A 23,517-nucleotide genomic window follows, 5' to 3' on the forward strand; every position below is an offset into this window, starting at 1 on the left:
AAGAATGCCGGCTGTGAAGGCCGTGCCCGTCAAGGCCGCACCCGCAAAATCAGGCAAACCCGCAGCCAATCCCGTGACCAAACCCGCGGCCAAACCCGCCGCCAGGCCGGCCGTCAAGGCCGCCGTGAAGGCCGCCGCCAAGTCGCTGGCGGCCCCCGCGCCCAAGCGCGCCGCGCGCAAGGCGCCGGCCGTCGAGGCCGCGGTGCGCGATGCGACACCGGCGCGTCCGGCGCTGGTGCGCGACAGCTTCACCATGCCCGAGCAGGAGTACGCCGTGCTGGCCGACGTCAAGCAGGCCTGCCTGCGCGCCGGCATCGACGTCAAGAAGAGCGAACTGCTGCGCATCGGCGTGGCCCTGCTGGGCCAGGTCGACATCGCCACGCTGCGCTCGGTGCTGGCGGCGCTGCCCCAGCTCAAGACCGGGCGTCCTCCGGCCGCAGCGTAGCGGCTTCCTGCGCCCACGGTCCGCTGGTGGGCGCGGGAGTGCGCCGTGCACGTGCGCTAATGAATGGAAGCGCTGGTCAGTTCCTTGAGCTCGCGGATCGGGATGTTCGATTTTTCGTGCATGCGCAGCAGTATCGTGGCGCCGACGTTGAGCTTGCGGTGGCGGATCTTGCTGATGATCGGCGGCTGCACCTCCAGCACGCGGCACAGTTCGGCATCGTTCTTCAGCTGCATCCGCTCGATCAGGGTGTCGAGCAGTTTATTGGGCACGAAGCTCGACGGTTCCAGGGCGCGCGCCCGGTGCATCGCGGCGAGCATTTCCTGTTTTTTCTGTCGTACGCTCATGTTGCTTCTCCGAATATGTAAACATGGATTCGGGACAGATCGACTGTTCTGGAAATAAGTCCTGCCTGTTGTGATCAGGATTTGTTGGCGGGTCGTTGTGATATTACTACGATTGCGCCACGCACGATTCACAAGTTGAGCGTAACGTTCTGCAACATGCGTCTTTCTTCGCGGAATTTACGCTAATTTCAATCCGGAACGTGTCAGCAGCAGTACCTGGTCGGCCATGGCGGCCGCGGCGTGCGAGTGGGTGACCATGATGGCGCCGGCGCCGCTGGCGCGGGTTTCGCGGCGCAGCAGGGCCAGGATGCCCTCGGCGGTCTCGGGGTCGAGGTTGCCGGTCGGCTCGTCGGCCAGCAGCAGGGCGGGGCGGTGCACCAGCGCGCGCGCGATCGCCACCCGCTGCAGTTCGCCGCCGGACAGCTGGCGCGGGAAGTCGGCGCCGCGTCCGCCGAGGCCGACGGCGTCCAGCATCTCGTCGGCGCGCGCGTCGGGTGCGTGGTTGAGCAGTAGCGGCAGCGCCACGTTCTGGCGCAGCGTCAGGTGCGGCAGCACGTGGAAAGCCTGGAAGATGAAGCCCATGCTGGTGCGGCGCAGGCGCGTCGCGGCGTCGTCGTCGAGCGCTGACATCGGGGTGCCGTCGACGATCACCTGGCCGGCGTCGGGGGCGTCCAGGCCAGCGATGATGTTCAGCAAGGTCGACTTGCCGACCCCGGACTCGCCCATGATGGCGACGAACTCGCCGGCGCGGAAGCTGTGCGAGAGGCCGGACAGCACGCTGCGGCCGCCATAGGACTTGGTCAGGTTGTCGAGGACGAGCATGCTTCTCCCGGGGATGGTCGGCGAATCGAAGCGTCAGCGCGTCAGTGCGCGGCGCAGCGCGAAACTCAGGGCGTCCACCGCCGCCACCAGCAGCAGCATCGCGATCACGACCGTCGCCGCGTTCTGCATCTGGAACAGCGACAGGTGGTATTTCAGCATCTGGCCCAGCCCGCCGGCGCCGACCACGCCCAGCACCGCGGCGGCGCGGATGTTGTTCTCCCAGCGGTACAGGGTATAGGACAGCATTTGCGGCAGCGCCTGCGGCAGGGTAGCGTACAGGAAGGCCGCCAGCGGCGCGGCGCCGTTGTTGCGCAGGCTCGCCTCCGGCAGCGGCTCGACGTTCTCCAGGGCGTCGGCGAACAGGCGTCCCAGCACGCCGCTGGTGTGCGCCGCCAGGGCCAGGGTGCCGGCGAAGGGCCCGAGCCCGGCCGCGACCAGCAGCAGCGCGGCCCAGACCAGTTCCGGGATCGAGCGCAGCACGTTCAGCAGGACCCGGGTGGCTGCGCGCAAGGCCTGGCCCAGGCGGCCGGCCGCGGGCAGGGCCAGCAGCATGCCGCCGCCGACGGCCAGCAGGGTGCCCACCAGCGACATGGCCAGGGTCTCCCACAAGGCGCCGGCGGTCTTGACCAGGAAGGCGTGGCCGGTCTCGGGCGGTGCGAAGCCGGCCAGGAATTCCCTGGCCGAGGTGACGGCCTCCGGCGTGAAGAAGGCGGACCACTGCAGCGGCAGCGAGGCGAAGCTGGCGACCACCAGGATGAGCAGGCAGGCCAGCAGCACCAGGGTGCCGAGCGGGCGCCGCGGCGGCGGGAGCGCGGCCTTCATGCCAGCCTCCGGCGCAGCAGTTTCGACACCAGGTCGGCCAGGGCGACCAGCAGCACGAACATGATCAGCATGGTAGACACTTCGCCGCCCGCCATCATCTTGGTCGACTCCTCCATGCGCTGTCCCAGGCCGCCGGCGCCCACGAAACCCATCACCGCCGAACCGCGGATCGCGCACTCCCAGCGGTAGACGGTGTAGGACACCAGTTCGGCGCTGGATGCGGGCAGGGCCCCGTACAGCAGGGCCGGCAGGCGCCCGCTGCCGTTGGCCAGCAGGACGTCGGTGGCGTGGGCGTCGGACGATTCGAGGATCTCGGCATGCACCTTGGCCAGCATGCCGCAATAGGTGAGGGCGATGGCCAGCACGCCGGCGGTCGGCCCGAGGCCGACGATGCGCACGAACAGCAGCGCCCATACCAGTTCCGGCACGCTGCGCAGCAGCACCAGCAGCCAGCGCAGCAGCTGGCGCAGCAGGCGTGCACCTGGGCGCATGCGCCCGGTGCCGAGGCGCGAAATCGACAGGCGCTCCGTAATCACCATGGTGGCCGGGACCGCGCCCAGCAGCGCCAGGCTCAGGCCGGCTGTGGCGATGGCCACGGTCTGCCAGGTCTCGCGCAGCACCAGCGCCAGGAATTCGCTCCCGTGGGCCGGGTGCAGGAAGTCGGACAGGAAGTGCCCGGCCGCGGCCAGGCTCTGCGGGTCGAACAGGATCCAGGGCTTGAACTCGCTTGCCGTGAGCATCGGCCACAGCAGCAGCAGGCACACGAAGGTAGCGGTGACGCGGCCGCGCCAGGCCGGGTCCGGATGCAGCACGGCGGTCATCAGAAACAGGCGCCGACGGCGATCCGGTCGGGCGAATCGTGCGGATGCACGGGCTGGGGCTGGACGTTCTCGTTCTCGTACAGCGCCGCGATCATGGCATCGCTGACCTGCGCGGTGGGGGCGTCGAACACGATGCGGCCGGCGCGCAGGCCGACCAGGCGCGGGAAATGGGCGCGCGCCATCTCGACCTGGTGCAGGCTGCAGACCAGCGCGGCACGGCGGCCGGCGGCTTCCTGCTGCAGGGTGGCCAGGGTATGGCGCGCCAGCGCCGGGTCGAGCGCGGAGATCGGCTCGTCCACCAGCAGGGCTTCGGCGCTGGAGAGCAGCAGGCGCGCCAGTCCGCAGCGCTGGCGCTCGCCGCCGGACAGGCGGTCGACCCGTGCATACAGCTTGTCGCCCAGGCCGAAGCGCGCCAGGGCGGCGTGCGCGGCGTCCGGGTCGCTTGGGCGCACCAGCGAGGCAAAGGCCTGCCACAGGCTCATGTGGGGCAGGCGCGCCGCCAGCACCGCGGTCACCACGCGCTGGCGCGGCGGCAGCGGCGGCGTCTGCGGCGCCAGGAACAGGCGCGCGCGCAGGCGGTGGCGCGCCGCCTGGGACAAGGCCCAGGGGTCTTGCCCGAACACGGCAAAGCCGCCGTGCGCGGGCCGGTGGGCGCAGGCGAGGGTGGCAAGCAGGGTGGTCTTGCCGGCCCCGGAAGGGCCGATCAGGGCCAGCTGCTCGCCGGGCGCGACGACCAGGTCGAGGGCGGAGAGGGCGGGCGCCGTGTCGCGCGCCGCCGCCAGGTGCCGTACCGTGAGTTTCTCGAGCTGGAAAGTCATCGCTAGTACCGTACTCCCGCTTACTTCAGCAGGCCCGCATTGCGCGCCGCCGCTTCGATCGCCTGGTAATTCGAGGCCTTGGTCGGGACGAACTTCGTGGCGCGCTGCAGTTCCAGGATCTGCTTGCCTTCCGGGGTCGAGGCGTCCAGCGCCAGGAAGGCCTCAAGGATCTTCTTCTGCAGGGCCGGGTTCATGTCGCTGCGCACGGTCCAGTTGTAGTCGTAGTAGCCCGGGGTGGTGTAGAACACGCGCACCACTTTCGGGTCGACCTTCTTGGTTTCGACCAGCTTGTCCCACACCGAGATGTTGAGCGCGCCGGCATCGACCTTGCCGCCCGCGACCGCCGCCACGGTGGCGTCGTGCGCGCCCGAGAAGGCGACGCGCTTCAGGTCGGTGTCCGGGTTGATCTTGGCCGCCAGCAGGTAGGAACGCGGCATCAGGTGGCCCGAGGTCGAGGATTCCGAACCGAAGGACAGGGTCTTGCCCTTCAGGTCTTCCAGCTTGTTGATGGACGGGTTGGTGGTGATGAAGACCGAGCGGAATTTCTCGTCTTCGGCGCGCTGCACCAGCGGCGTCACCTGGCCCTTGCTGCGCACGTTGGCCTGCACGAAGGTGAAGCCGCCGAACCAGACCATGTCGATCTTGCGGTTGATCAGGCCTTCGACCGAGGCGGCGTAGTCGGTCACCGGGGTGAACTCGACCTTCAGGCCGGTGGCCTTGGCCAGGTAGTCGCCCAGCGGCTTGAACTTGCGCTGCAGTTCGGTCGGGGCTTCGTCGGGAATCGCCGAGACGCGCAGCACGCCGGGCGTGTTCTGGGCAGCGGCGCCGCCGGCAACGGCGAACATCAGGCCCGCCGTAGCGGCAGCGAACATGGTTTTCAAGACACGCAAGGACGAGAACGAGGTCATGGTTGGCATTCTTATTGAGTAATGGAAAATAGTGAACCGGGGACGTCACGGCAGCACGGCTTCCGGGTGCGGCGAAAATCAGGAATCCGGTATTATGGCAAAAACAGCAACTCGCCGTGCGGGTCCGCTGTCTAACGAAACCTGATCGAACCCTATGCCATGGCGCATCCGGCGGTGTGGCGGCACGAATGATAACGCTTATGCACATCTCCTGCACGCAAGACCGCCCGCGCGCCGCCAATGCCCATGTGGCGGACGAGCTGCATGCCGGCCTCCAGGCGCCGGAGGCATGGATCTCGCCGAAGTTCCTGTACGACGCGCTCGGCTCCCGGCTGTTCGAGGCCATCTGCGAGCTGCCCGAGTACTACCCCACCCGCACCGAGGCGGCCATCTTCGCGCGCCACGGCGCCGAGATCGCGCGCGTGGCCGGCACCGGGGCCACCCTGGTCGACCTGGGCGCCGGCAATTGCGCCAAGGCGGCCGCGCTGTTCCCTCTGCTCGCGCCCGCCCAGTACGTGGCGGTCGACATCTCGACCGAATTCCTGTGCGAGGCGCTCGAGCGCCTGCGCCTGCGTTTCCCGCACATCGACATGGAAGCGCTGGGCATGGACTTTTCCAGCCGCTTCGAGCTGCCCCTCCAGGTGCGGCCCGAACGCCGCCTGTTCTTCTATCCGGGTTCCTCGATCGGCAACTTCACGCCGGACGAGGCGCAGGCCTTCCTGGTGCGCCTGCGCGCCCAGTGCGGCCCGGATGGCGGCGTGCTGCTCGGCGTCGACCTGGCCAAGGACCAGGCCACGCTCGATGCCGCCTACGACGACGCGCTCGGCGTCACCGCCGCCTTCAACCTGAACCTGCTGCGCCACGTGAACCGCCTGGTCGACGCCGATTTCGACATCCGCGCCTGGCGCCACCACGGCTTCTACAAGCCCGCGCGCGGGCGGGTCGAGATGCACCTGGAAGCGGTGCGGCGGCAGGAGGTGCACTGGTGCTGCGGCGGACAGGCCTGTTCGCGCGTCTTCGAGCCGGGCGACCGCATCCACACCGAGAACAGCTACAAGTACCAGCAGGCCGACGCCATCGCGCTGCTGGAGCGCTCCGGGTTCGAGGCCACCCGCGTGTGGACCGACCCGCAGCGCTGGTTCGCGGTGATCCACGCACAGGCGGTTCAGTAATGGGCATCGGGCAGCGCGAAGACCTCCTGCACGCGTTCGAACGGATCCGCCGGCGCTCGCTCGAGATCGCCGCGCCGCTGTCGAGCGAAGATTGCTGCGCCCAGTCGATGCCGGACGCCAGTCCGGTCAAGTGGCACCTGGCGCACACCACCTGGTTCTTCGAGACCTTCATCCTCGAATCCCATGAGCGCCATTTCGCGCCTTTCCATCCGGCTTTCCGGGTACTGTTCAACTCCTACTACAACGGCATCGGCGCCAAGCACCCGCGCCCGCAGCGCGGCCTGCTCACCCGGCCCTCGCTGGACGAAGTGCGCGCCTACCGCAACGATGTCGACCGCCGCATCGCGCGCCTGCTGGCCTCCGGTCCCGGCCCAGCCGATTCCGCCGTTGCCGGCCTGCTCGAGCTGGGCCTGCAGCACGAGCAGCAGCACCAGGAACTGATGCTCACCGACTTCAAGCACCTGCTGGCCCAGAATCCCCTGTACCCGGCCTATACGCCGCAAGCGATGGAAGCGGGCGTGGCGCCCGAGCCGACCGCCTGGATCGGCTTCGACGGTGGCCTGGCCGAGATCGGCTACGGCGGCAGCGGTTTCTGCTTCGACAACGAGCTGCCGCGCCACTGCACCTATGTCGCGCCTTTCGAGCTGGCCTCGCGCCTGGTCACCAACGGCGAGTACCTGGCCTTCGTCGAGGCCGGCGGCTACCGCGACCCCTCCCTGTGGCTGGCCGAGGGCTGGGACCGGGTGTGCAGCGGCGAGATCCCGCACCCGCTGTACTGGATCGCCGGCGCCGACGGCGCCTGGAGCGAATTCACGCTGCACGGCGTGCAGGCGCTCGACCTGGCGCGCCCGGTCACCCACGTCTCGCTGTACGAGGCCGATGCGTATGCGCGCTGGCGCGCGATCCGCGAGCCCGGCCTGCGCCTGCCGACCGAATCCGAGTGGGAATTCGCCGCGCGCCAGGCGGCGCTGGCCGACGGCGCCCTGCACCCGGCGCCGGCCGACGGCGAAGGCCTGCTGCAGATGTTCGGGGCTTGCTGGCAATGGACCAGCAGCAGCTATGCGGCTTACCCCGGCTATGCGCCGGCCGCGGGCGCCATCGGCGAGTACAACGGCAAGTTCATGGTCAACCAGTACGTGCTGCGCGGTTCCTCCTGCGCCACCCCCGAAGGCCATGCCCGCGCCAGTTACCGCAACTTCTTCCCGGCCGGGGCGCGCTGGCAGTTCACCGGGATCAGGCTGGCCCGATGAGCCGGCGCCGCAGCTGGCGCGAGCGCATGCTGGACCAGCGCGCGAATGCCTGGATCCTGGCCCATCCGCTGGGCTTCGCCCTGCAGGTGATCCGGGGGTTTCGCGCCAACCAGGGCCTGCTGCTGGCCGGCGCCGTCGCCTACTACGCGCTACTGTCGATCGTGCCCTTCCTGATGCTGGTGGTGGTGGCGCTGTCGCACTTCATCGACCAGGCCGAGCTGCTCGACACCCTGCAGCGCTACCTCGGCCTGCTGGTGCCGGGACAGACCAAGCCGATCGTGGCCGAGGTCGCGCACTTCCTCGAGAACCGCGAGCTGATCACCTGGGTGCTGGGGGCGACCATGCTGTTTTTCAGCTCGCTGGCCTTCACGGTGCTGGAAAACGCGATGAGCGTGATCTTCATCCACCGGGTGGCGGTGCGGCGCCGTCACTTCCTGGTCTCGGCCGTGCTGCCGTATTGCTACATCCTGGCGCTGGGCTTCGGCGTCATGATCGTCACCCTGGTGGCGGGCACGCTCGAAGTGCTGGGCAAGGAAAGCGTCTGGCTGTTCGGCTACCGCTGGTCGCTGGGCGGGGTCTCGGGCGTGCTGCTCTACCTGCTCGGGCTGTTCGGCGAAATCCTGGTGCTGACCTCGATCTACCTGGTGATGCCGGTCGGCCGGCTGTCGCTTTGGCATGCGCTGGTCGGCGGCATAAGCGCGGCGCTGCTGTGGGAGCTGGCGCGCCACGTGCTGGTCTGGTACTTCTCGACCCTGTCGCAGGTGAACGTCGTGTACGGCTCGATGACGACCGCCATCGTGGTGATGTTCAGCCTCGAGATCGCCGCCACCTTGCTGCTGCTGGGCGCCCAGGTGATCGCCGAATACGAGCGCGTCGGCCATGGCCTGACCGACCGGCCGGCCGAACCCTTGCAGACCGAGCCGCCGGCTTGAGTTCCGGTAGGAAAATGCTGGTACGAGTTCGTACTTGCGTTTAATCAATTTCTTTCAGTAAGGCAGTGGCACAGTATGGCCTTGCGCCGACCTTGGGCTAGCTCAATCGGGCGCGAGATCAACCTTATCGGGAGATGCCATGAGCCAAACTGTCGCCTTCGTTCTTCCCCCGCCGGTCGCGCTTGCGCTGGTGGTCATGCTGCTCGTGCTGCTGGTCTTGAGCGCGGTCGCGCTGTCGCTGCGCAAGCCGGCGCCGCTCCGGCTGCCGGCCGGCGAGTCCGGCGAATCCGGCGAATCCGGTTATGACGGCAGCGGCGAGGGCGACGGTTTCCGCCTCGGCCACCTGCGCATCGACGGCCTGGGCGAGCTTGCCGGCCCCCAGCGCCGCGTGCGCTGATCGCGAAGGGACCGGCTCATGTCGATCAAGCTGGGCCGCCTGCTGGCCGGCGTCAAGCGCGCAGTCGTGGAGGCGCAGCGCAGCGTCGCCGAGCAGCACATGGAAGAACCGGCGCAGTACTTCGTGCCCGCGTCCGGCCAGAAGGCCGAGCTGCAATTCCCCGACGGTCAATGGGAGGCGCGCAGCGTCACCATGCAGGTGCCGCACAAGGCCAGCCGCAACGGCAAGGTCTCGATCGAGCGGCGCGCGGTGCATGGGAAAGCGCCGGCACCCACGCCGGCTACTTCAGCCGCAACCAGGGACAACCGGACGGCGCCGGCGCGCTGGCGCTGGCGCGCGCGGTCGGGCAGCCGCTTGGTTTGAGCATCTATTTCGCGGTCGACTACGATCCGACGCAGGCCGACCTCGAAGGGCCGGTGGCCGACTACTTCGCCGGCGTCACCTCCACGCTGGGCAGCGGCTACCGCCTCGGCGTCTATGGTTCGGGCATGTGCTGCGGCTTCCTCCTCGACCACGGACAGGCCGACTGCAGCTGGCTGTCGCAGTCGACCGGCTTCGCCGGCTCGAAAGCCTTCGCCCAGGCCCGGCGCTACGACCTGATCCAGGCGCTGCCGAAGACCATCGCGGTGGACGGCGGCGTGCTGGACATCGATCCGGACAGCACCAATCCGTCCGGCGACGCCGGGCTGTTCCAGCCCGGCTGAGCGGGCTCAGGTGGAGGCGCCGCCCTGCGAGCGGCTCAGTCGACTTGCACGCGCGGCGCGCCCGCTTCCATGCGGCCGATCACCGCCGCGTCGGCGAAGCCTTCGCGCGCGAACAGCGCCAGCACCTCGTCCACGCTGGCCGGGTCGCAGGCGACCAGCAGGCCGCCCGAGGTCTGCGGGTCGGTCAGCAGCGCGCGCTGGGCCGGGGTGACGGCGGCGCCGAGTTCCACATCCTTGCCATAGGCATCCCAGTTGCGCCCGGAGGCGCCGGTAAAGAAGCCGTCCTGGGCCAGCTGCAGCACGCCCGGCAGCAGCGGCACCCGGGCCATGTCGAGGGTGGCCGAGAGCTGCGCGCCGCGCGCCAGTTCGAGCAGGTGGCCGAGCAGGCCGAAACCGGTGACGTCGGTGAGCGCGTGCACGCCCGGCATGTCGGCCAGCAGGCGGCCCGGCTTGTTCAGCTTGGTGGTGTTGGCGATCATCGCGGCATAGCCTTCCTCGCCCAGCGCGTCCTTCTTCAGCGCGGCCGACAGCACCCCCACGCCGAGCGGCTTGCCGAGCACCAGCACGTCGCCGGCACGGGCGTCGGCATTGCGCTTGACCTTGGAGGGATGCACCAGGCCCATCACCACCAGGCCGTAGATCGGCTCGACCGAGTCGATGGTGTGGCCGCCGGCGATCGGGATGCCGGCATCGGCGCACACCGACTCGCCGCCGCGGATGATCTGGCCGATGGTCTCGAGCGGCAGCTTGTTGACCGGCATGCCGACCAGGGCCAGCGCCATGATCGGCGTGCCGCCCATCGCGTAGACGTCCGAGATCGCATTGGTTGCGGCGATGCGGCCGAAGTCGAAGGGATCGTCGACGATCGGCATGAAGAAGTCGGTGGTGGCGATCAGGGCCTGCTCGTCGTTCAGCTTGTAGACGGCGGCGTCGTCGGCGGTCTCGATGCCGACCATCAGCTCTTTCGGCACCGGGAAGCCGGTGGATTTGCTCAGAATCTCGGACAGCACGCCCGGCGCGATCTTGCAGCCGCAGCCGCCGCCGTGCGAGAACGAAGTCAGTTTGATGGGTTGTTCGGTCGTCGTGCTCATCGATGTCTTCCAGTTGATGTGTGGGTCGCGCCGGGCGCGGCAAGTAAAAGATTATCCACCAAGTCGCGCACGGCCGCTTGCTCGGCGCTTGGTGCGAACAGGGCGGCGCGCGCGGCGCACTGGCGCCGCAGCAGGGCATCGAATGCCGGGTCGTCGAGCGAACGGTCGACCAGGCGCGCCAGCGCGGCCGCGTCGCCCAGCGGGAAGTAGCCGGCATAGTCCTCGCCCAGCATGCCGCGGTTGCCGCTGATGTCTGAGGCCAGCACCGGCACCCCGCTGGTGACGGCTTCGATGATGACGTTGGCCCCGCCCTCCATGCTGGATGCGATCGCCATCGCGTGGCAGCGCTTGAGGCGCTGGCGCGCGGCCGCGTGGGGCAGGGCGCCGAGCCAGCGGTAGCGCGGGTTGCATTCTTGCGCGGCCTGGGCGGCCTGGCCCAGCGCCGGATCGAGCGCGCCGCCGATGTGCAGCAGGCGCGCGGCCGGATGGCGCACCAGCGCGGCGGCGCGGATGAAGGTGAGCGGGTCTTTTTCGGCGCGCAGGTGGCCGATCATGACGATGTCGGCGAAGCGCGGCGCGGCACTGCGTCGATAAGGGCGCAGACTCGGGGCGGACTGGTAGATGACCCGCGCCTTGGCGCGCAGTTCGTCGGGGAGCAGCGCCAGGCCGGCAGGCTGCAGCAGCACCAGGGCAGCGGCATGGTCGAGCGAGGCGCGCGCCGCCGGGTCGTGCGCGATATCGCGGTACAGATCGGTCCCGGTCAGGACCAGCACCGAGGGACGCTCCGGATGCGCCTTGCCGAACGTGGCCAACGCCGCCGCCGAACGGCGCGCATGCAGGGCCACCATCAGGTCCGGCGCCGGATCGCTTGCCGACCAGGCGCCGGCGATCCGCACCCGGTGCGCAGCGCGCAGGAAGCGCGCCCAGCGGCTGGCGGTCTGCCAGTTGCCGTTGTTCTCGCGTGCCGATGCCGGGCTGACGATGAGGATGTGCTTGCGCACTGCCGGGTTCTCCAGAAGACGGGATCGCGATTATACGCCGGGCGCCCGGCACTGCGCCGAGGGCGGCAGGGTGTGGGCGCGGACGAAAAAAAAGCGCTGTCATCGTTGACTATGGATGACCCCGATCGCGATGCGTAGCAATTGTTCGGCAGAGGTGATCCGGTTGCCGTCGAGCGCCCAGCGCCAGCCCAGGTAGTTGGGCAAATAGCGCGAGGCCACGCCGCGAAAGCGGCTCAACCACTGGCGAAAGCGGCTGTGGTAGGCGTTCACATTCTGGACGTGGATCGCGCCGGCGGCGCTCCGGCGTAGGCGTATCCCTGCGCGCAAGTCGACCGCCTGGTGCGCAATGCCGTGCTGGCGGGCGAAGGCCCGGTAAGCGGCATGCCCGTCGCTGACCAGAAGCACTTGCCGGTCGAGCCTGGGCAGCAGGTGGCGCGCCAGGTGCGCCGCCGTCAGCGCGCCGCGTCCGACCACGGCATCGATGGTCTGCCCGCCACGGTCGCGCGCCACCAGGATGCAGTCGAGCTCGCGGGAGATCCCGCGCTTGCCGGCACGGCCGCCGCGCTTGCGCGCCGGGCGGTCGAGCTTTTTTGCCCCCTTTTGCGACTCCAGCAGGAACATCTCGTCGGCCTCGGCAATGCCATTGAGCAGTTGCGGGCGGTCATGCTTGGCGCGCTCGAGAAAGCGGTGGCGCCAGCGAAAGGCCGTGTTGCGGTGCACGCCGACTTGGGCGGCCGCCGACCGCACCGAGGTCGAAGTCAGGACCGTGCCCAGGTAATCCAGCCACTTGTCTCTCCGCCGCAGGCGTGCCAGCGGTGTGCCGCTCAGGTCGCTATAGGTGCGCCTGCATGCGCGGCAGCGGTAGCGTGGCAGGCCATTGGCCTGGCCGTGCCGGTGGTACCGTTCGCAGGCGCAAGCGGGACAGCGCCGCTGCGCCGCGCCAAGCTGGCTGATCAGCGCCACCACCTGCGCCAGGCCGGCTGCCGGCTGCAGGGCGGCCAGCGTGTGCAGGCGCTGCGGCAGGTTCAGGGCCGACAGTCTGGCAAACCACTTCTTGAACTGAGGCGTACGCATGCTCGTTTCCCGGTGGTGGAGACCGGTGTTCGACCATGAAACAGCTCAGCAGTTCAAACCTCATCCATAGCAAAGGATGACAGCGCCAAAAAAAACGGCTGCCGAGGCAGCCGTTCGTATCGGTGGCCTGGGTCAGCCACCTATGGTGCAGCGATCAATACTCGCCGAAGCTGCGACGGGTACCGTCGGCCGAGCGCGGGTGCGCCGGCTTGGCGTAGCCGCCTTCACGGCGTGCGCCTTCCGGGCGGTTGCCGCGGTAGCCGCCTTCGCGGGGTGCGCCGGACGGTGCAGCTTCGCGCGGACCGCGGTCGGCGTAACGGCTGTCGGTCGGGCGGCTGTAGCCGCCTTCACGCTGCGGACGGTCGCCGAAGCCGCCTTCGCGCGGTCCGGCGTCGCGGCGGAAGCCGCCTTCGCGCGGCGCGCCGAAACCTTCACGCGGGCCACGGTCGGCCGCCGGGCGGGCATAGCCGCCTTCGCGCGGGGCGCGATCGGCATAGCCGCCGCTGAACCCGCCTTCGCGCGGCGCACGGTCGCCGTAACCCGGCTTGGCGAAGCTGCGCTGGCCCGGCTTGTGACCGCTGTTGCGGCCATCGCCCGGCTTCCAGCCCGGACGGCTGGCCGAACGGGTCGGGGCGGCGCGCTTCGGCTCGAAGCCTTCCACCACGTCGACCGGGATGGTCTGCTTGGTGAAGCGCTCGATGCGGCGCACGTTCATGTTCTCGGCGTGGTTCACCAGCGAGATCGCGAGACCGTTGCGGCCGGCACGGCCGGTACGGCCGATGCGGTGTACGTAGTCTTCCGGGAACTTCGGCAGGTCGTAGTTCACCACGTGGGTGATGGTGGGCACGTCGATGCCGCGGGCGGCGACGTCGGTGGCCACCAGCACGCGCACCTGGCCGCGGCGCATGCTGTCCAGGGTGCGGTTGCGCGCGCCCTGGTGCATGTCGCCGTGCAGGGCGGCGGCCGCGAAGCCGGCGATGTTCAGGCGGTCGGCGATCATGTCGGCGTCGCGCTTGGTCGCGGTGAACACCACTGCCTGGTCCATCGACTCGTCACGCAGCAGGTGGTCGAGCAGGCGGTTCTTGTGCGACAGGTCGTCGACAAAGTGCACCTTCTGCACAATGTTCTCGTGGCGGTTGGCCGCGCTCATGATCTGGATCGTCTGCGGATCCTTGGTGATGCGGCGCGCCATGTTGCCCACCACGCCGTCCAGCGTGGCCGAGAACAGCATGGTCTGGCGGGTAGCCGGGGTCGCGGCGACGATCTTCTCGATGTCGTCGATGAAGCCCATGTCGAGCATGCGGTCGGCTTCGTCCAGCACCAGGATCTCGAGCTGCGAGAAGTCGATCTTGCCCGACTCCATGTGGTCGATCAGGCGGCCCGGGGTCGCCACCAGGATTTCCGGGTTCTTCGACAGCAACTGCATCTGCTTCGGATAGGGCATGCCGCCCAGGATCGACACGGCGCGGATGCGGCGCATGTCGGAGGTGTATTGTTCGGTCGCGGTGGTCACCTGCAGTGCCAGTTCGCGGGTCGGGGTCAGGACCAGCATCTTCGGCTGGGCCGGGGTGAAACGCACGCGTTCGCCACGGGCGCGCGCCGACTGTGCGCTCTGCGCCGGGGTGCGGGCCTGGGGCGCCGGTTCCATGTTGGCGAGCTTGTGCAGGGCCGGCAGCATGAATGCCGCGGTCTTGCCCGAGCCGGTCTGCGACGACACCAGCAGGTCGCGGCCGGCGATGCCGGCAGGGATGGCCTGCTCCTGCACCGGGGTCGGCTTGGTATAGCCGGCGGCCGCTACTGCCTTGACGATCGACGCGTGTAAACCTAGTGCTTCAAAACTCATGTGTACTTTTACTTTCGGAATTAAATCATGATCGCGCGTGTCGTGTCTAAAACGACGAGCGCAGAATAGCAACGCGAACCAACACTACGAAATGACTCAGAAATGAAAGAAATTTCGGCACAAAAGCTTTGCGCCGGGACGGTGTCTGGATGCTGACACGCAGGGCGGGAGGGCTTTTAAGAAGGGCGATCGTTTGTCGCCAAGGCTTGCGATGCTGCTTGTATTACTGCGGTGAACTGCTGCGTGCTGTCTGTTTTGGACGTGCTATTGCAGCGCACAAACGACACTATACATCAGAATGGAAAAGTCTGCACGCGGCCGCACGGTCGTGCGGTCGCGTGGGAGGGCGCTTAAGGCTGGCCTAAGCGCCGGCCTTGATGTGCATCAACGTTGCTTGCGCTTTGAAGACGTATTGCGGGAAACGCGTTTTTTGTTGGAGCCGCCGGCCTTGGCCTTGTAGCGCGAGCTTGATGCCTTCACGCGCGGGCTGCGTTCGGCTTCGAAGGCGACCACCGCGTTGTCGATGATGTTTTCGGCAATGTCGCCGGCATTCGAGGCGGACGCCTTCGGCACCAGGATGGTCGAGCCGGCCTTGATGGTCGACTTCGCCGGGATGTTGTTGGCCTGGCGGATGACTTCCGGCGTGGTGCCGAACTTCGATGCCAGCGCGGCGATGCTGGTGCGGGCGCTGGTGATCTTGTGGGTGGTCCAGGTCGACAGTTCGCGGCCCCATTGGGCCAGGTTCAGCTCGAATTTCTCGGCGTTTGCCTTCGGCAGCAGGATCTTGGTTTTTTCGCCGCCGGTGATCACCGGCTTCTTGAACTGCGGATTGAGCGCCTTGAATTCGTCGAGCGACATTTCGGCCAGCTGGGCGGCGACGGCGAGGTCGATGTCGCTGGTCTTGTCGATGGCGGTGAAGTAGGGCTGGTTGTCGATCGCCGGCAGGGCGACGTTGTACTGGGCCGGGCTGGCGACGATGTTCTTGACGGCCTGCAGCTTCGGTACGTAGTTGCGGGTTTCAAGCGGCATCAGGTCGGCCAGGCTTTCGAAGTCGGTGCCCTTGCCCAGTGCCTGGTTCTTCTTGATGGCGCGCTGAACATTGCCCTCGCCCCAGTTATAGGCCGCCAGGGCCAGGTGCCAGTCGCCGAACATGGTGTACAGGCGCTGCAGGTAGGTCAGCGCCGCGTCGGTCGACGCCAGCACGCCGCGGCGCTCGTCCTTGAACATGTTCTGCTTCAGGTCGAAGTCCTTGCCGGTGCCCGGCACGAACTGCCACAGGCCGGCGGCGTCGGCGGTGGACAGGGCCTGCGGGTTGAAGGCCGATTCGATGACCGGCAGCAGGGCCAGTTCGGTCGGCATGCCGCGCTTTTCGAGTTCCTGGACGATGTGGTAGAGGTAAGGCGAGGCGCGGCCCGAGATGCGCTTGAGGCTGTCGGGACGGGCGCTGTAGGCCTGGGTATGGCGCTTGACCAGGCTGTTGTCGATGTCGGGGATTGCATAGCCGCTGCGGATCCGGCCCCATACGTCGGTTTCCTTGTACTCGTCGGCCTTCAGCAGGCCGGGCGCCAGGGGTGCGGCAACGCGGGCATTCGGCGCGGCGGCGGTCGTGGCCGATACGGCGGCGAGGGACGCGTTGTCCATCGCGTGGGTGAGCGGTGAGGTGGCCAGCAGTGCCAGCGCGGCAGTCGCTACAGTCTTGCGGATCATGTCGTGCATCGCTTTCCAATGTTGCATCCGGGAACGGATGTACTGGTCAAGGGGGCAGTGTACGTAGTCACGCTTCAGTCAGTCAAGAATTATGTCCAGCTCGTTACAAATTTCTTTCCACCCTTCATTTGTGTAAATTGACATCATGAAAACGGACATTGCCGTGAATTAGCAGCCGGTTCGCTGCAGTTGCTTGTGCAAAAGCGGCCGCCGGCAGGCTCGGGCCTTGCTCGTCCGTTTCCTTCGTAGCCTAGCTCGCTGAGGGTGTCAATCTATGAGGGCACGCAAAGTGTGCGTACAATCCGGCATCCGCCTACTGCACTTTTTTGAAGCCTCACCCATGAGTATTGCTAATCCGAACGCCGACGACGATGCAATCGTCGCCGCCACCCGCCGCTGGCTGGAACGGGCCGTCATCGGCCTCAACCTCTGTCCCTTCGCCAAGTCCGTCTACGTGAAGGAGCAGGTGCGCTACGTCGTGTCGAGCGCCACCACGCCCGAGGCCCTGCTCGAGCAGCTCATGGACGAGTTGCAGCACCTGTCGGACACGACCAGTGAGCAGGTCGACACGACCCTGCTGATCCATCCCTTCGTGCTGAACGATTTCGAGGACTACAACGAATTCCTGGACGTGGCCGATGCCGCGGTCGAGGACATGCAGCTCGACGGCGAACTGCAGGTGGCCAGCTTCCACCCCGACTACCAGTTCGCGGACACCGACCCGAACGACATCGCGAACTATACCAACCGGGCGCCATATCCGATCCTGCACCTGCTGCGCGAGGACAGCATCGACCGCGCGGTCGAGGCTTTCCCGGAAGCCGCCGAGATCTTCGAGAAGAATATCGATACCATGGAAAAGCTCGGCCACGACGGCTGGGACAAGCTCGATGTCGGCCCGGCCCGCTAACGGGGCCGACGGGGCCGGCGCGCCGGAACGCCCGGACACGCCCTGTGTCGCCGTGTGCTCGACCACCTTCGACGAGGTCTGCCGCGGCTGCGGGCGCACCGTGGCCGAGGTGGCGCACTGGGTCTCGATGAGCGCGGAGGAAAAGGAGCGCGTGTGGGTGCGCATCCTGGCGCAGGGCTACCCGCGCCGGAATACCTAGCCTCGAGGGCGGGCGACAGGGCCGGCCGCCCCGGCTGGGATCAGAGCCCCAGGAAGTCGCGCTTCCCGATCGGCACGCCGTTGTGCCGCAGGATCGCGTATGCGGTCGTCACGTGGAAGAAGAAGTTGGGCAGCACGAAGCTGGTGAGGTAGTCCTCGCCGCGCTCGAAGTGGCGGGCGCGCTCGCCGGCGCCGTGGGTGATGGCGCGTTCGCCGGCCGCGTCGAAGGCCTCGCGCGGCAGCGATTCGATGTAGCCCAGGGTCTTGGTGATGCGCTGCTGCAGTTCGGCGAAGCTCTGCTCGTTGTCGTCGTAGCGCGGCACGTCCTTGCCGGCCAGGCGTGCGCTAGCGCCCTTGGCGAAATCGGTGGCGATCAGCACCTGGCCGACCAGCGGAAACATGTCCGGGTACAGGCGCGCCTGCAGCAGGGCGGCCGGCTCGATCTTGTGCTGCTGGGCGTGCGCTTCGGCTTTTTCCAGCACCGCGCCCAGCGCGCGCAGCATTTTCTGGAATACCGGAACCGACGCGGAATACATGGACAGGCTCATAGTTTCTCCTTTGAAAGATTCAATCATAACAAGTCTTGTCGCTTGCCGCCGACACTCCGACGGCAAGCGCCCGGCGCCGCACGCAATTTGATGACTGGCTGTCATCGAGGATGCATAATCCAGTCATTACATTGCCATAAGTAAATTCCCCTGCAGCGGAGCAGGGCCGCCGAACCTCATGCACCAGCCACGCTTTCCCCTCCGAGCGCCGCTCGACCGCCTTGCCGCCTGGCTGCGCAAGCTCTACGGCCGCAGCATCTACGGTGCACTGCTGCTGGTGGTGTTCGCCGGGCTCGCGGTGCCCGCCATTGTCGGCGGCTATTTCCTGATCGTCGTGAAGGAACAGCAGGCTTCCGTGCAGACCGTCAAGGACGCGCTGCAGCGCAACGCCGATATCCTGGCCCTCGGCGTGCAGGAATCATTATGGGACATGAATACCGAAGCGGCACGCGCGCTGGTCGATTCCTTCGTGCGCGACCCCGGCATCGTGCGTGTCGAGGTGCGCGACCTGGCCCAGGCCGACTTCATCAGCCGGCACGTTCCGGCGCCGCCCGGGGCGCACCTGTATCGCGCCGAGCGCGAAATCACGGTGCGCGGCCAGAAGGTCGGCCAGGTGATGGTCGAGATGAGCGACCACCAATACCAGGACGTGCTGCGTTCGAAGCAGCGCGACTATGCCCTGGTGCTGGCGGTCCAGCTGGCGGTGTCGCTGCTGCTGATCGCGCTGCTGATCAGGCGCCGCCTGTTGTGGCCGCTGCGCACGCTCACCGGCTTCTCCGACCGCCTGGCGCGCGGCGACTTCGATACCCCGCTGGCGTTGCCCGCGAACGACGAACTGGGACGCCTGGGGCGCCAGATGGAGCGCATGCGCATGGCGATCGGCCAGCTGTTCGCCGACATCGGCCGGCGCGAGGAGCAGTTCCGCACCATCGTCTCCCAGGTGCCGGGCGCGGTGTTCCGCGCCCGCCCGGGCGGCCAGGTCGACTTCGTCAGCGAGGCCATCGCGGGCATTTCCGGCTACCCGTCCGAGCGCTTCATGCTGGCCACCACCGACGACTGGGCCGACATCATCCATCCGGAAGACCGGCGCATGCACCGCCGCCTGGCCATGGACGCGCTTGCGGCCGGCAGCTCCTACGAGATCGAGTACCGCATCGTCGACGCCGGGGGCATCGAGCGCTGGGTGCTGGAGAGCGGCCAGCCGCAGGGCGTGTGGGGCAGTCCCGAGTTCCGGGTGGACGGCATCATCTACGACATCAGCGAGCGCAAGCACGACGAGATGCGCATCGAGGCCCTGCTCACCGAACAGGGCGCGATCCTGGACAACGTCATGTTCGGGGTGCTGTTCGTGCGCGCGCGCCGCATCGTCTCGGCCAACCGCCGCGCGGAAACCCTGTTCGGCTATGCCGAAGGGGCCATGACGGGCGGCTCGACCGAGATCCTGTTCCCCGGGTGCGCCGACGGCGAGCGCCTGTGGCTCGAGCGCGATCCGAAGGCCGGCATTGGCCCCGACAACGGCAAGGAAATCCAGTTCCGGCGCCGCGACGGCAGCATGTTCTGGCTGCTGGTGAGCGGCTGCGCGCTCGACCCCGCCCGCCCGGACGAGGGCAGCATCTGGGTGTTCGCCGACATTACCGAGCGCAAGCTGGCCGAGGAAAAGCTGCGCCTGTCGGCCACGGTGCTCGAACACATCGCGGACGGCGTGATGGTGCTCGACGTGGCCGGCCGGGTGGTCGCCACCAATCCGGCCTTTACCCAGATCACCGGCTACACCGAACGCGAAGCGCTCGGCCAGCCGTCGAACCTGATGCGCGCCGGCCAGCACGAGGATCCGATTTACCAGCAGCTGTGGCGCGACCTGCTGGATGCCGGCTTCTGGCGCGGCGAGCTGTGGGAGACCCGCAAGAACGGCGAGGTCTACCTCGAGTCGCTCACGGTATCGAGCGTGCACGACGACAGCGACCGGGTGACCCACTACGTCTGCGTGTTCAGCGACATCACCAAGGTCAAGGAGGCGCAGGACAAGCTCGACCACCTGGCCCACCACGATCCGCTCACCGCGCTGCCGAACCGGCTGCTGTTCCACGACCGCCTGCAGCACGCCATGGTGCGCGCCGCGCGCGAGGGCGAACAGCTGGCGGTGCTGTTCATCGACCTGGACCGCTTCAAGAACGTCAACGACACCCTCGGCCACCACGTGGGCGACGAGCTGCTCAAGCAGGTGGCCGGCGCGCTGGCGCGCTGCCTGCGCGAAGGCGACACGCTGGCCCGCCTGGGCGGCGATGAGTTCATCGTGCTGCTGGAAGACGTCAAGGGCGCCTTCGGCGCGATCCAGGTGGCCGAGAAGCTGATGCTGCTGTTCGACCGCTCGTTCACCGTATCCGGCCACGAGCTGTTCGTCACGGGCAGCGTCGGCATCAGCCTGTTCCCCCAGGACGCCCAGGACCTGAACATGCTGGTACGGAATGCCGACGTCGCCATGTACCAGGCCAAGGCGCGCGGCCGCAACGGCTACCAGTTCTACGCGCCCTCGATGAGCGGCGAGGGCGTCGCGCGCCTGCGCCTGGAAGCGCTGCTGCGCCGCGCGATCGAGAAACGCGAGATCTTCCTCGAGTACCAGCCGCAGGTCGAGATCGACAGCGGCCGCCTGGTCGGGGTCGAGGCGCTGGTGCGCTGGAACAGCCCGGAACTGGGCATCGTGCCGCCGGTGCGCTTCATCCCGGTGGCCGAGGACATGGGCTTCATCGGCCAGCTGGGCCAGTGGGTGCTGGCCGAGGCTTGCGCCCAGATGCGGCGCTGGGACCAGGCCGGCCTGCAAGTGCCGAAGATGGCGGTCAACCTGTCGGTGCGCCAGTTCGAGCGCGGCAGCGTGGCGCCGCTGGTGGCCGCGGTGCTGCGCGACAGCGGGCTGCAGGCCGCGCGCCTGCAGCTGGAGGTGACCGAATCGGTGATCATGAACACCGGCGACGCGCTCGACTACATCAACGACCTGCGCGCGATCGGGGTCGGGCTGGCGATCGACGACTTCGGCACCGGCTATTCCTCGCTGGCCTACCTGAGCCAGCTGCCGGTCCAGACCCTGAAGATCGACCGCAGCTTCATCCAGGACATCGCGCGCGATCGCAACGACGAGGCGATCGCCGTGGCCATCATCCAGCTTGGCAAGAGCCTGAACCTGTCGGTGGTGGCCGAAGGCGTGGAGAACGCCGAGCAGGCCGCCTTCCTGCTGCGCCACGGCTGCCGCCTGGCCCAGGGCTACCTCTACAGCCGTCCGGTGGCGCCCGACGATATACTGGCGCGCTGGAAGCAGAATCCACAACAAGGTCATGATGAAGCGAATGCAGCTGGTGCATCCCAAACAAGCGAAACCTGAGCCAAGCCTGGCGCCGGCCGGCGCCAGGCGCGGCCTGAGCCGGCGCGGCTTCCTGCTGGGCGGCGTGCTGGCCGGCGGCGCCCTGCTGGTCGGATGGGGCGTGCAGCCGCCGCGCCAGCGCCTGCATACGTCCAGTCCGCTGGCGCTGGGCGGCGACACGGTGGCCCTGAACGGCTGGATCGCGATCGCGCCCGACGGCGCGGTGTCGGTGGTGGTGCCGCGCAGCGAGATGGGGCAGGGCGTGCACACCGCCCTGCCGATGCTGGTGGCCGAGGAGCTCGACGCGCCGATGAGCGCGGTGCGCATCGCCCAGGCCCCGATCGACAAGATCTTCGCCAACCTCACCGTGCTGCGCGAGAACCTGCCCTTCCACCCGGACGACACCGGCAGCGCGCGCCAGGGCGCCCAGTGGCTGATGGCCAAGCTCGGGCGCGAGCTGGGCATCATGTTTACCGGCGGCTCCACCAGCGTCAAGGATGCCTGGACGCCGATGCGCGAGGCCGGCGCGGTGGCGCGTGCCATGCTGGTCAAGGCCGCGTCCGAGGAGTGGAACACGCCGGTGGCGCGCCTGCGCACCGAGGACGGCTTCGTGCTGCACCCGGACGGCCGCCGCGCGGCCTATGGCGCGCTGGCGGCGCGCGCGGCCCGCGTCGGCGCCGGCATCGGAGCCGGCGACGTGCGCCTGAAGGAGCCGCGCGAGTTCCGCCTGATCGGCAAACCCCTGGCGCGCCTGGACAGCCGGGCCAAGGTGGACGGCAGCGCGCGCTTCGGGATCGACGCGCGCGTGCCCGGCATGGTCTACGCCGCGGTCAAGATGGCGCCCGTGTTCGGCGCCCGGATGAGCGCTATCGACGCCAAGGATGCGATGGCGATGCCGGGCGTGCTGCAGGTGGTGCCGATCGCGGGCATGCCGGGCGCCGGCGATGGCTTCGGCGCCGGCGCCGCCGTGCTGGCCGCCAGCTGGTGGCAGGCGCGCCAGGCCCTGGAGGCGCTGACGGTCAAGTGGGAGATCGGCGCGGAGGCGCAGCTGTCCAGCGAGGCGGTGTTCGAGGAATTCGCGCGCGCCCTCGACGAGGACAGCGGCTACGTGTACCACGAGGCGGGCAGCCAGGACGTGCGCGGCGCCGCCGTCACGGTCACGGCCGAGTACCGCGCGCCCTACCTGGCGCATGCGGCGATGGAACCGGTCAACTGCACCGCCCAGTACGCGGACGGCAAGCTGCGCCTGTGGGCCTCGACCCAGGTGCCGAGCGTGGCCGTGGACGTGGCGGCGCGCGTGGCCGGGATCGACCGCGCGGACGTGGCGATCGAGGTCATGCTGCTGGGCGGCGGCTTCGGCCGGCGCCTCGAAACCGACATGGTGGCGCAGGCGGCGACGGTGGCGCTGGCCGCGGGAGGCAAGCCGGTGCAGCTGATCTGGACCCGCGAGGACGACACCACCCACGACGTCTACCGCCCGGCCGCGCTGGCGCGCTTTCGCGCCCACCTGGACGCGCAAGGGAAGATCCTGGCCTGGGACAACAAGTCGGCCAGCGGCGCCATCGGCCACCAGTACTTTCCGCGCAACCTCGGCCTGCCGGGCGTGGGACCGGACAAGACCACCGCCGAGGGCGAATACGACATGCAGTATGCGATCGCCAACCAGCGCATCGCCCACGTGATCGTCGACAGCGCCGTGCCGCTCGGCTACTGGCGCTCGGTGGGGCATTCGCACAATGCCTTCTTCAAGGAGAGCTTCGTCGACGAGCTGGCCCATGCCGCGAAACGCGACGGCGTGGAGTTCCGCCGTGCGCTGCTGGGCGGGCATCCGCGCGCGCTGGCGGTGCTGGACGCCGCGGTGGCGCGCGCCGGCCAGCCCCAGGCGGGGCGCGCCCACGGCGTGGCGCTGCACCGCTCCTTCGGCAGCACCGTGGCCCAGGTGGCCGAAGTGTCGGTGGAGGGCACGCAGATCCGCGTGCACCGCGTGGTGTGCGCGATCGATTGCGGGCTGGTGGTGAATCCGAACATCGTGGCGCAGCAGGTCGAGTCCGGCGTGCTGTTCGGCCTGTCGGCGGCGCTGCACGGCGAGATCACGATCAAGGATGGGCGGGTGCAGCAGTCGAACTTCGGCGACTATCCGGTGCTGCGCATGAGCGAGGCGCCGCTGGTGGAGACCATCGTCATGCCGAGCAGCGCCCATCCGGAAGGCGTGGGCGAACCGGCGGTGCCGCCGGTTGCGCCGGCGGTGGCGGCGGCGGTGTTCAAGCTCACCGGGCAGCGGCTGCGCAGCCTGCCGCTGAAGCTGGCCTGAGCTGGCCCAGGTAGGGTGGTCGGCTCTGCCGACCGCGCGTTCAACCA

The 23,517-nt window shown here is 68.4% G+C and carries 22 protein-coding genes and 1 pseudogene; 11 read left to right on the forward strand and 12 right to left on the reverse strand.

What is annotated here, in order from left to right:
* The first annotated feature begins 73 nt into the window (after positions 1–73).
* The gene (locus AB3347_RS01620; protein ID WP_369090026.1) at positions 74–445 is read left to right on the forward strand and encodes a hypothetical protein; all 372 of its coding nucleotides are present in this window, start codon (positions 74–76) and stop codon (positions 443–445) included.
* Between the two features lie 56 nt (positions 446–501).
* Here AB3347_RS01620 and AB3347_RS01625 read toward each other — a convergent pair whose 3' ends face one another.
* From AB3347_RS01625 to AB3347_RS01650, 6 genes are all read right to left on the reverse strand, one after another.
* Positions 502–789, reverse strand: coding sequence for a hypothetical protein (locus AB3347_RS01625; RefSeq protein ID WP_036211798.1), 288 nt, complete (start codon positions 787–789; stop codon positions 502–504).
* A gap of 177 nt (positions 790–966) precedes the next feature.
* Positions 967–1,611: an ABC transporter ATP-binding protein gene (locus AB3347_RS01630; protein WP_369090027.1), complete on the reverse strand. Its 645-nt coding sequence runs from the start codon at positions 1,609–1,611 to the stop codon at positions 967–969.
* 33 nt (positions 1,612–1,644) lie between these two features.
* Complete coding sequence (gene phnE / locus AB3347_RS01635) at positions 1,645–2,433, reverse strand: phosphonate ABC transporter, permease protein PhnE (protein ID WP_369090028.1); 789 nt, start codon at positions 2,431–2,433, stop codon at positions 1,645–1,647.
* Positions 2,430–3,254 (reverse strand): PhnE/PtxC family ABC transporter permease, encoded by an 825-nt coding sequence (locus AB3347_RS01640; RefSeq protein WP_369090029.1) that lies wholly within the window; start codon positions 3,252–3,254, stop codon positions 2,430–2,432. Before AB3347_RS01640 ends, phnE begins: the two co-directional genes overlap by 4 nt.
* Positions 3,254–4,072 carry a phosphonate ABC transporter ATP-binding protein gene (locus AB3347_RS01645; RefSeq protein ID WP_369090030.1) on the reverse strand — a complete coding sequence of 273 codons (819 nt, stop codon included), beginning with the start codon at positions 4,070–4,072 and terminating at the stop codon, positions 3,254–3,256. Before AB3347_RS01645 ends, AB3347_RS01640 begins: the two co-directional genes overlap by 1 nt.
* 20 nt (positions 4,073–4,092) lie before the next feature.
* The gene (locus tag AB3347_RS01650) at positions 4,093–4,980 is read right to left on the reverse strand and encodes a putative selenate ABC transporter substrate-binding protein (protein WP_369090509.1); all 888 of its coding nucleotides are present in this window, start codon (positions 4,978–4,980) and stop codon (positions 4,093–4,095) included.
* 200 nt (positions 4,981–5,180) lie between these two features.
* Here AB3347_RS01650 and egtD point away from each other — a divergent pair, with 200 nt between their 5' ends.
* The 6 genes and pseudogenes from egtD (at position 5,181) to AB3347_RS01680 (ending at position 9,435) form a co-directional block, all read left to right on the forward strand.
* A complete protein-coding gene (egtD, locus tag AB3347_RS01655; protein WP_369090031.1) occupies positions 5,181–6,152 on the forward strand; it encodes an L-histidine N(alpha)-methyltransferase in 972 nt (323 codons plus the stop codon).
* Positions 6,152–7,402 (forward strand): ergothioneine biosynthesis protein EgtB, encoded by a 1,251-nt coding sequence (egtB, locus tag AB3347_RS01660; protein WP_369090032.1) that lies wholly within the window; start codon positions 6,152–6,154, stop codon positions 7,400–7,402. The genes egtD and egtB overlap by 1 nt, the downstream gene beginning before the upstream one ends.
* Positions 7,399–8,334 (forward strand): YihY/virulence factor BrkB family protein, encoded by a 936-nt coding sequence (locus AB3347_RS01665; RefSeq protein ID WP_369090033.1) that lies wholly within the window; start codon positions 7,399–7,401, stop codon positions 8,332–8,334. Before egtB ends, AB3347_RS01665 begins: the two co-directional genes overlap by 4 nt.
* 139 nt (positions 8,335–8,473) lie before the next feature.
* Complete coding sequence (locus tag AB3347_RS01670; RefSeq protein WP_369090034.1) at positions 8,474–8,731, forward strand: hypothetical protein; 258 nt, start codon at positions 8,474–8,476, stop codon at positions 8,729–8,731.
* An 18-nt stretch (positions 8,732–8,749) separates the two neighbouring features.
* Positions 8,750–8,950: pseudogene (locus tag AB3347_RS01675) on the forward strand (DUF2589 domain-containing protein); the annotation flags it as partial.
* A complete protein-coding gene (locus AB3347_RS01680; RefSeq protein WP_369090035.1) occupies positions 8,902–9,435 on the forward strand; it encodes a glycoside hydrolase domain-containing protein in 534 nt (177 codons plus the stop codon). The pseudogene AB3347_RS01675 and the gene AB3347_RS01680, both read left to right, overlap by 49 nt.
* A gap of 35 nt (positions 9,436–9,470) precedes the next feature.
* Here AB3347_RS01680 and selD read toward each other — a convergent pair whose 3' ends face one another.
* From selD to AB3347_RS01705, 5 genes are all read right to left on the reverse strand, one after another.
* Positions 9,471–10,526 carry a selenide, water dikinase SelD gene (selD, locus tag AB3347_RS01685; RefSeq protein ID WP_369090036.1) on the reverse strand — a complete coding sequence of 352 codons (1,056 nt, stop codon included), beginning with the start codon at positions 10,524–10,526 and terminating at the stop codon, positions 9,471–9,473.
* Positions 10,523–11,527, reverse strand: coding sequence for a selenoneine biosynthesis selenosugar synthase SenB (gene senB / locus AB3347_RS01690; RefSeq protein WP_369090037.1), 1,005 nt, complete (start codon positions 11,525–11,527; stop codon positions 10,523–10,525). The genes selD and senB overlap by 4 nt, the downstream gene beginning before the upstream one ends.
* A 99-nt stretch (positions 11,528–11,626) precedes the next feature.
* A complete protein-coding gene (locus AB3347_RS01695) occupies positions 11,627–12,601 on the reverse strand; it encodes an IS1595 family transposase (protein WP_369090038.1) in 975 nt (324 codons plus the stop codon).
* 154 nt (positions 12,602–12,755) lie between these two features.
* The gene (locus AB3347_RS01700) at positions 12,756–14,444 is read right to left on the reverse strand and encodes a DEAD/DEAH box helicase (RefSeq protein ID WP_369090039.1); all 1,689 of its coding nucleotides are present in this window, start codon (positions 14,442–14,444) and stop codon (positions 12,756–12,758) included.
* A gap of 384 nt (positions 14,445–14,828) precedes the next feature.
* Positions 14,829–16,160, reverse strand: coding sequence for a transglycosylase SLT domain-containing protein (locus tag AB3347_RS01705; RefSeq protein ID WP_369090040.1), 1,332 nt, complete (start codon positions 16,158–16,160; stop codon positions 14,829–14,831).
* A 331-nt stretch (positions 16,161–16,491) separates the two neighbouring features.
* On the opposite strand from AB3347_RS01705, the gene AB3347_RS01710 reads away from it, so the two are divergent.
* Both AB3347_RS01710 and AB3347_RS01715 read left to right on the forward strand, forming a co-directional pair.
* On the forward strand, positions 16,492–17,061 hold the full coding sequence (locus AB3347_RS01710) for a DUF1415 domain-containing protein (RefSeq protein ID WP_369090041.1): 570 nt from the start codon (positions 16,492–16,494) through the stop codon (positions 17,059–17,061).
* Positions 17,042–17,260: a DUF1289 domain-containing protein gene (locus tag AB3347_RS01715; RefSeq protein ID WP_369090042.1), complete on the forward strand. Its 219-nt coding sequence runs from the start codon at positions 17,042–17,044 to the stop codon at positions 17,258–17,260. Before AB3347_RS01710 ends, AB3347_RS01715 begins: the two co-directional genes overlap by 20 nt.
* A 40-nt stretch (positions 17,261–17,300) precedes the next feature.
* On the opposite strand, the gene AB3347_RS01720 is transcribed toward AB3347_RS01715, so the two are convergent.
* Positions 17,301–17,807, reverse strand: coding sequence for a DUF1993 family protein (locus AB3347_RS01720; RefSeq protein WP_369090043.1), 507 nt, complete (start codon positions 17,805–17,807; stop codon positions 17,301–17,303).
* Between the two features lie 178 nt (positions 17,808–17,985).
* On the opposite strand from AB3347_RS01720, the gene AB3347_RS01725 reads away from it, so the two are divergent.
* Positions 17,986–21,180, forward strand: a complete 3,195-nt coding sequence (locus AB3347_RS01725) for an EAL domain-containing protein (protein WP_369090044.1) — start codon at positions 17,986–17,988, stop codon at positions 21,178–21,180.
* Positions 21,137–23,470, forward strand: coding sequence for a molybdopterin cofactor-binding domain-containing protein (locus tag AB3347_RS01730; protein WP_369090510.1), 2,334 nt, complete (start codon positions 21,137–21,139; stop codon positions 23,468–23,470). Before AB3347_RS01725 ends, AB3347_RS01730 begins: the two co-directional genes overlap by 44 nt.
* Positions 23,471–23,517: the final 47 nt, after the last annotated feature.

The organism is Massilia sp. X63, assembly GCF_041023745.1.
Taxonomy (GTDB): Bacteria; Pseudomonadota; Gammaproteobacteria; order Burkholderiales; family Burkholderiaceae_D; genus Telluria.

Excerpts from the sequence above, each read along its gene's own strand:
- AB3347_RS01625 (WP_036211798.1), bottom strand. The coding sequence starts at position 789 with ATGAGCGTACGACAGAAAAAACAGGAAATGCTCGCCGCGATGCACCGG.
- AB3347_RS01630 (WP_369090027.1), bottom strand. The coding sequence starts at position 1,611 with ATGCTCGTCCTCGACAACCTGACCAAGTCCTATGGCGGCCGCAGCGTG.
- phnE (WP_369090028.1), bottom strand. The coding sequence starts at position 2,433 with ATGAAGGCCGCGCTCCCGCCGCCGCGGCGCCCGCTCGGCACCCTGGTG.
- AB3347_RS01640 (WP_369090029.1), bottom strand. The coding sequence starts at position 3,254 with ATGACCGCCGTGCTGCATCCGGACCCGGCCTGGCGCGGCCGCGTCACC.
- AB3347_RS01645 (WP_369090030.1), bottom strand. The coding sequence starts at position 4,072 with ATGACTTTCCAGCTCGAGAAACTCACGGTACGGCACCTGGCGGCGGCG.
- AB3347_RS01650 (WP_369090509.1), bottom strand. The coding sequence starts at position 4,980 with ATGACCTCGTTCTCGTCCTTGCGTGTCTTGAAAACCATGTTCGCTGCC.
- egtD (WP_369090031.1), top strand. The coding sequence starts at position 5,181 with ATGCACATCTCCTGCACGCAAGACCGCCCGCGCGCCGCCAATGCCCAT.
- egtB (WP_369090032.1), top strand. The coding sequence starts at position 6,152 with ATGGGCATCGGGCAGCGCGAAGACCTCCTGCACGCGTTCGAACGGATC.
- AB3347_RS01665 (WP_369090033.1), top strand. The coding sequence starts at position 7,399 with ATGAGCCGGCGCCGCAGCTGGCGCGAGCGCATGCTGGACCAGCGCGCG.
- AB3347_RS01670 (WP_369090034.1), top strand. The coding sequence starts at position 8,474 with ATGAGCCAAACTGTCGCCTTCGTTCTTCCCCCGCCGGTCGCGCTTGCG.
- AB3347_RS01680 (WP_369090035.1), top strand. The coding sequence starts at position 8,902 with ATGGGAGGCGCGCAGCGTCACCATGCAGGTGCCGCACAAGGCCAGCCG.
- selD (WP_369090036.1), bottom strand. The coding sequence starts at position 10,526 with ATGAGCACGACGACCGAACAACCCATCAAACTGACTTCGTTCTCGCAC.
- AB3347_RS01695 (WP_369090038.1), bottom strand. The coding sequence starts at position 12,601 with ATGCGTACGCCTCAGTTCAAGAAGTGGTTTGCCAGACTGTCGGCCCTG.
- AB3347_RS01700 (WP_369090039.1), bottom strand. The coding sequence starts at position 14,444 with ATGAGTTTTGAAGCACTAGGTTTACACGCGTCGATCGTCAAGGCAGTA.
- AB3347_RS01705 (WP_369090040.1), bottom strand. The coding sequence starts at position 16,160 with ATGCACGACATGATCCGCAAGACTGTAGCGACTGCCGCGCTGGCACTG.
- AB3347_RS01710 (WP_369090041.1), top strand. The coding sequence starts at position 16,492 with ATGAGTATTGCTAATCCGAACGCCGACGACGATGCAATCGTCGCCGCC.
- AB3347_RS01715 (WP_369090042.1), top strand. The coding sequence starts at position 17,042 with ATGTCGGCCCGGCCCGCTAACGGGGCCGACGGGGCCGGCGCGCCGGAA.
- AB3347_RS01720 (WP_369090043.1), bottom strand. The coding sequence starts at position 17,807 with ATGAGCCTGTCCATGTATTCCGCGTCGGTTCCGGTATTCCAGAAAATG.
- AB3347_RS01725 (WP_369090044.1), top strand. The coding sequence starts at position 17,986 with ATGCACCAGCCACGCTTTCCCCTCCGAGCGCCGCTCGACCGCCTTGCC.
- AB3347_RS01730 (WP_369090510.1), top strand. The coding sequence starts at position 21,137 with ATGAAGCGAATGCAGCTGGTGCATCCCAAACAAGCGAAACCTGAGCCA.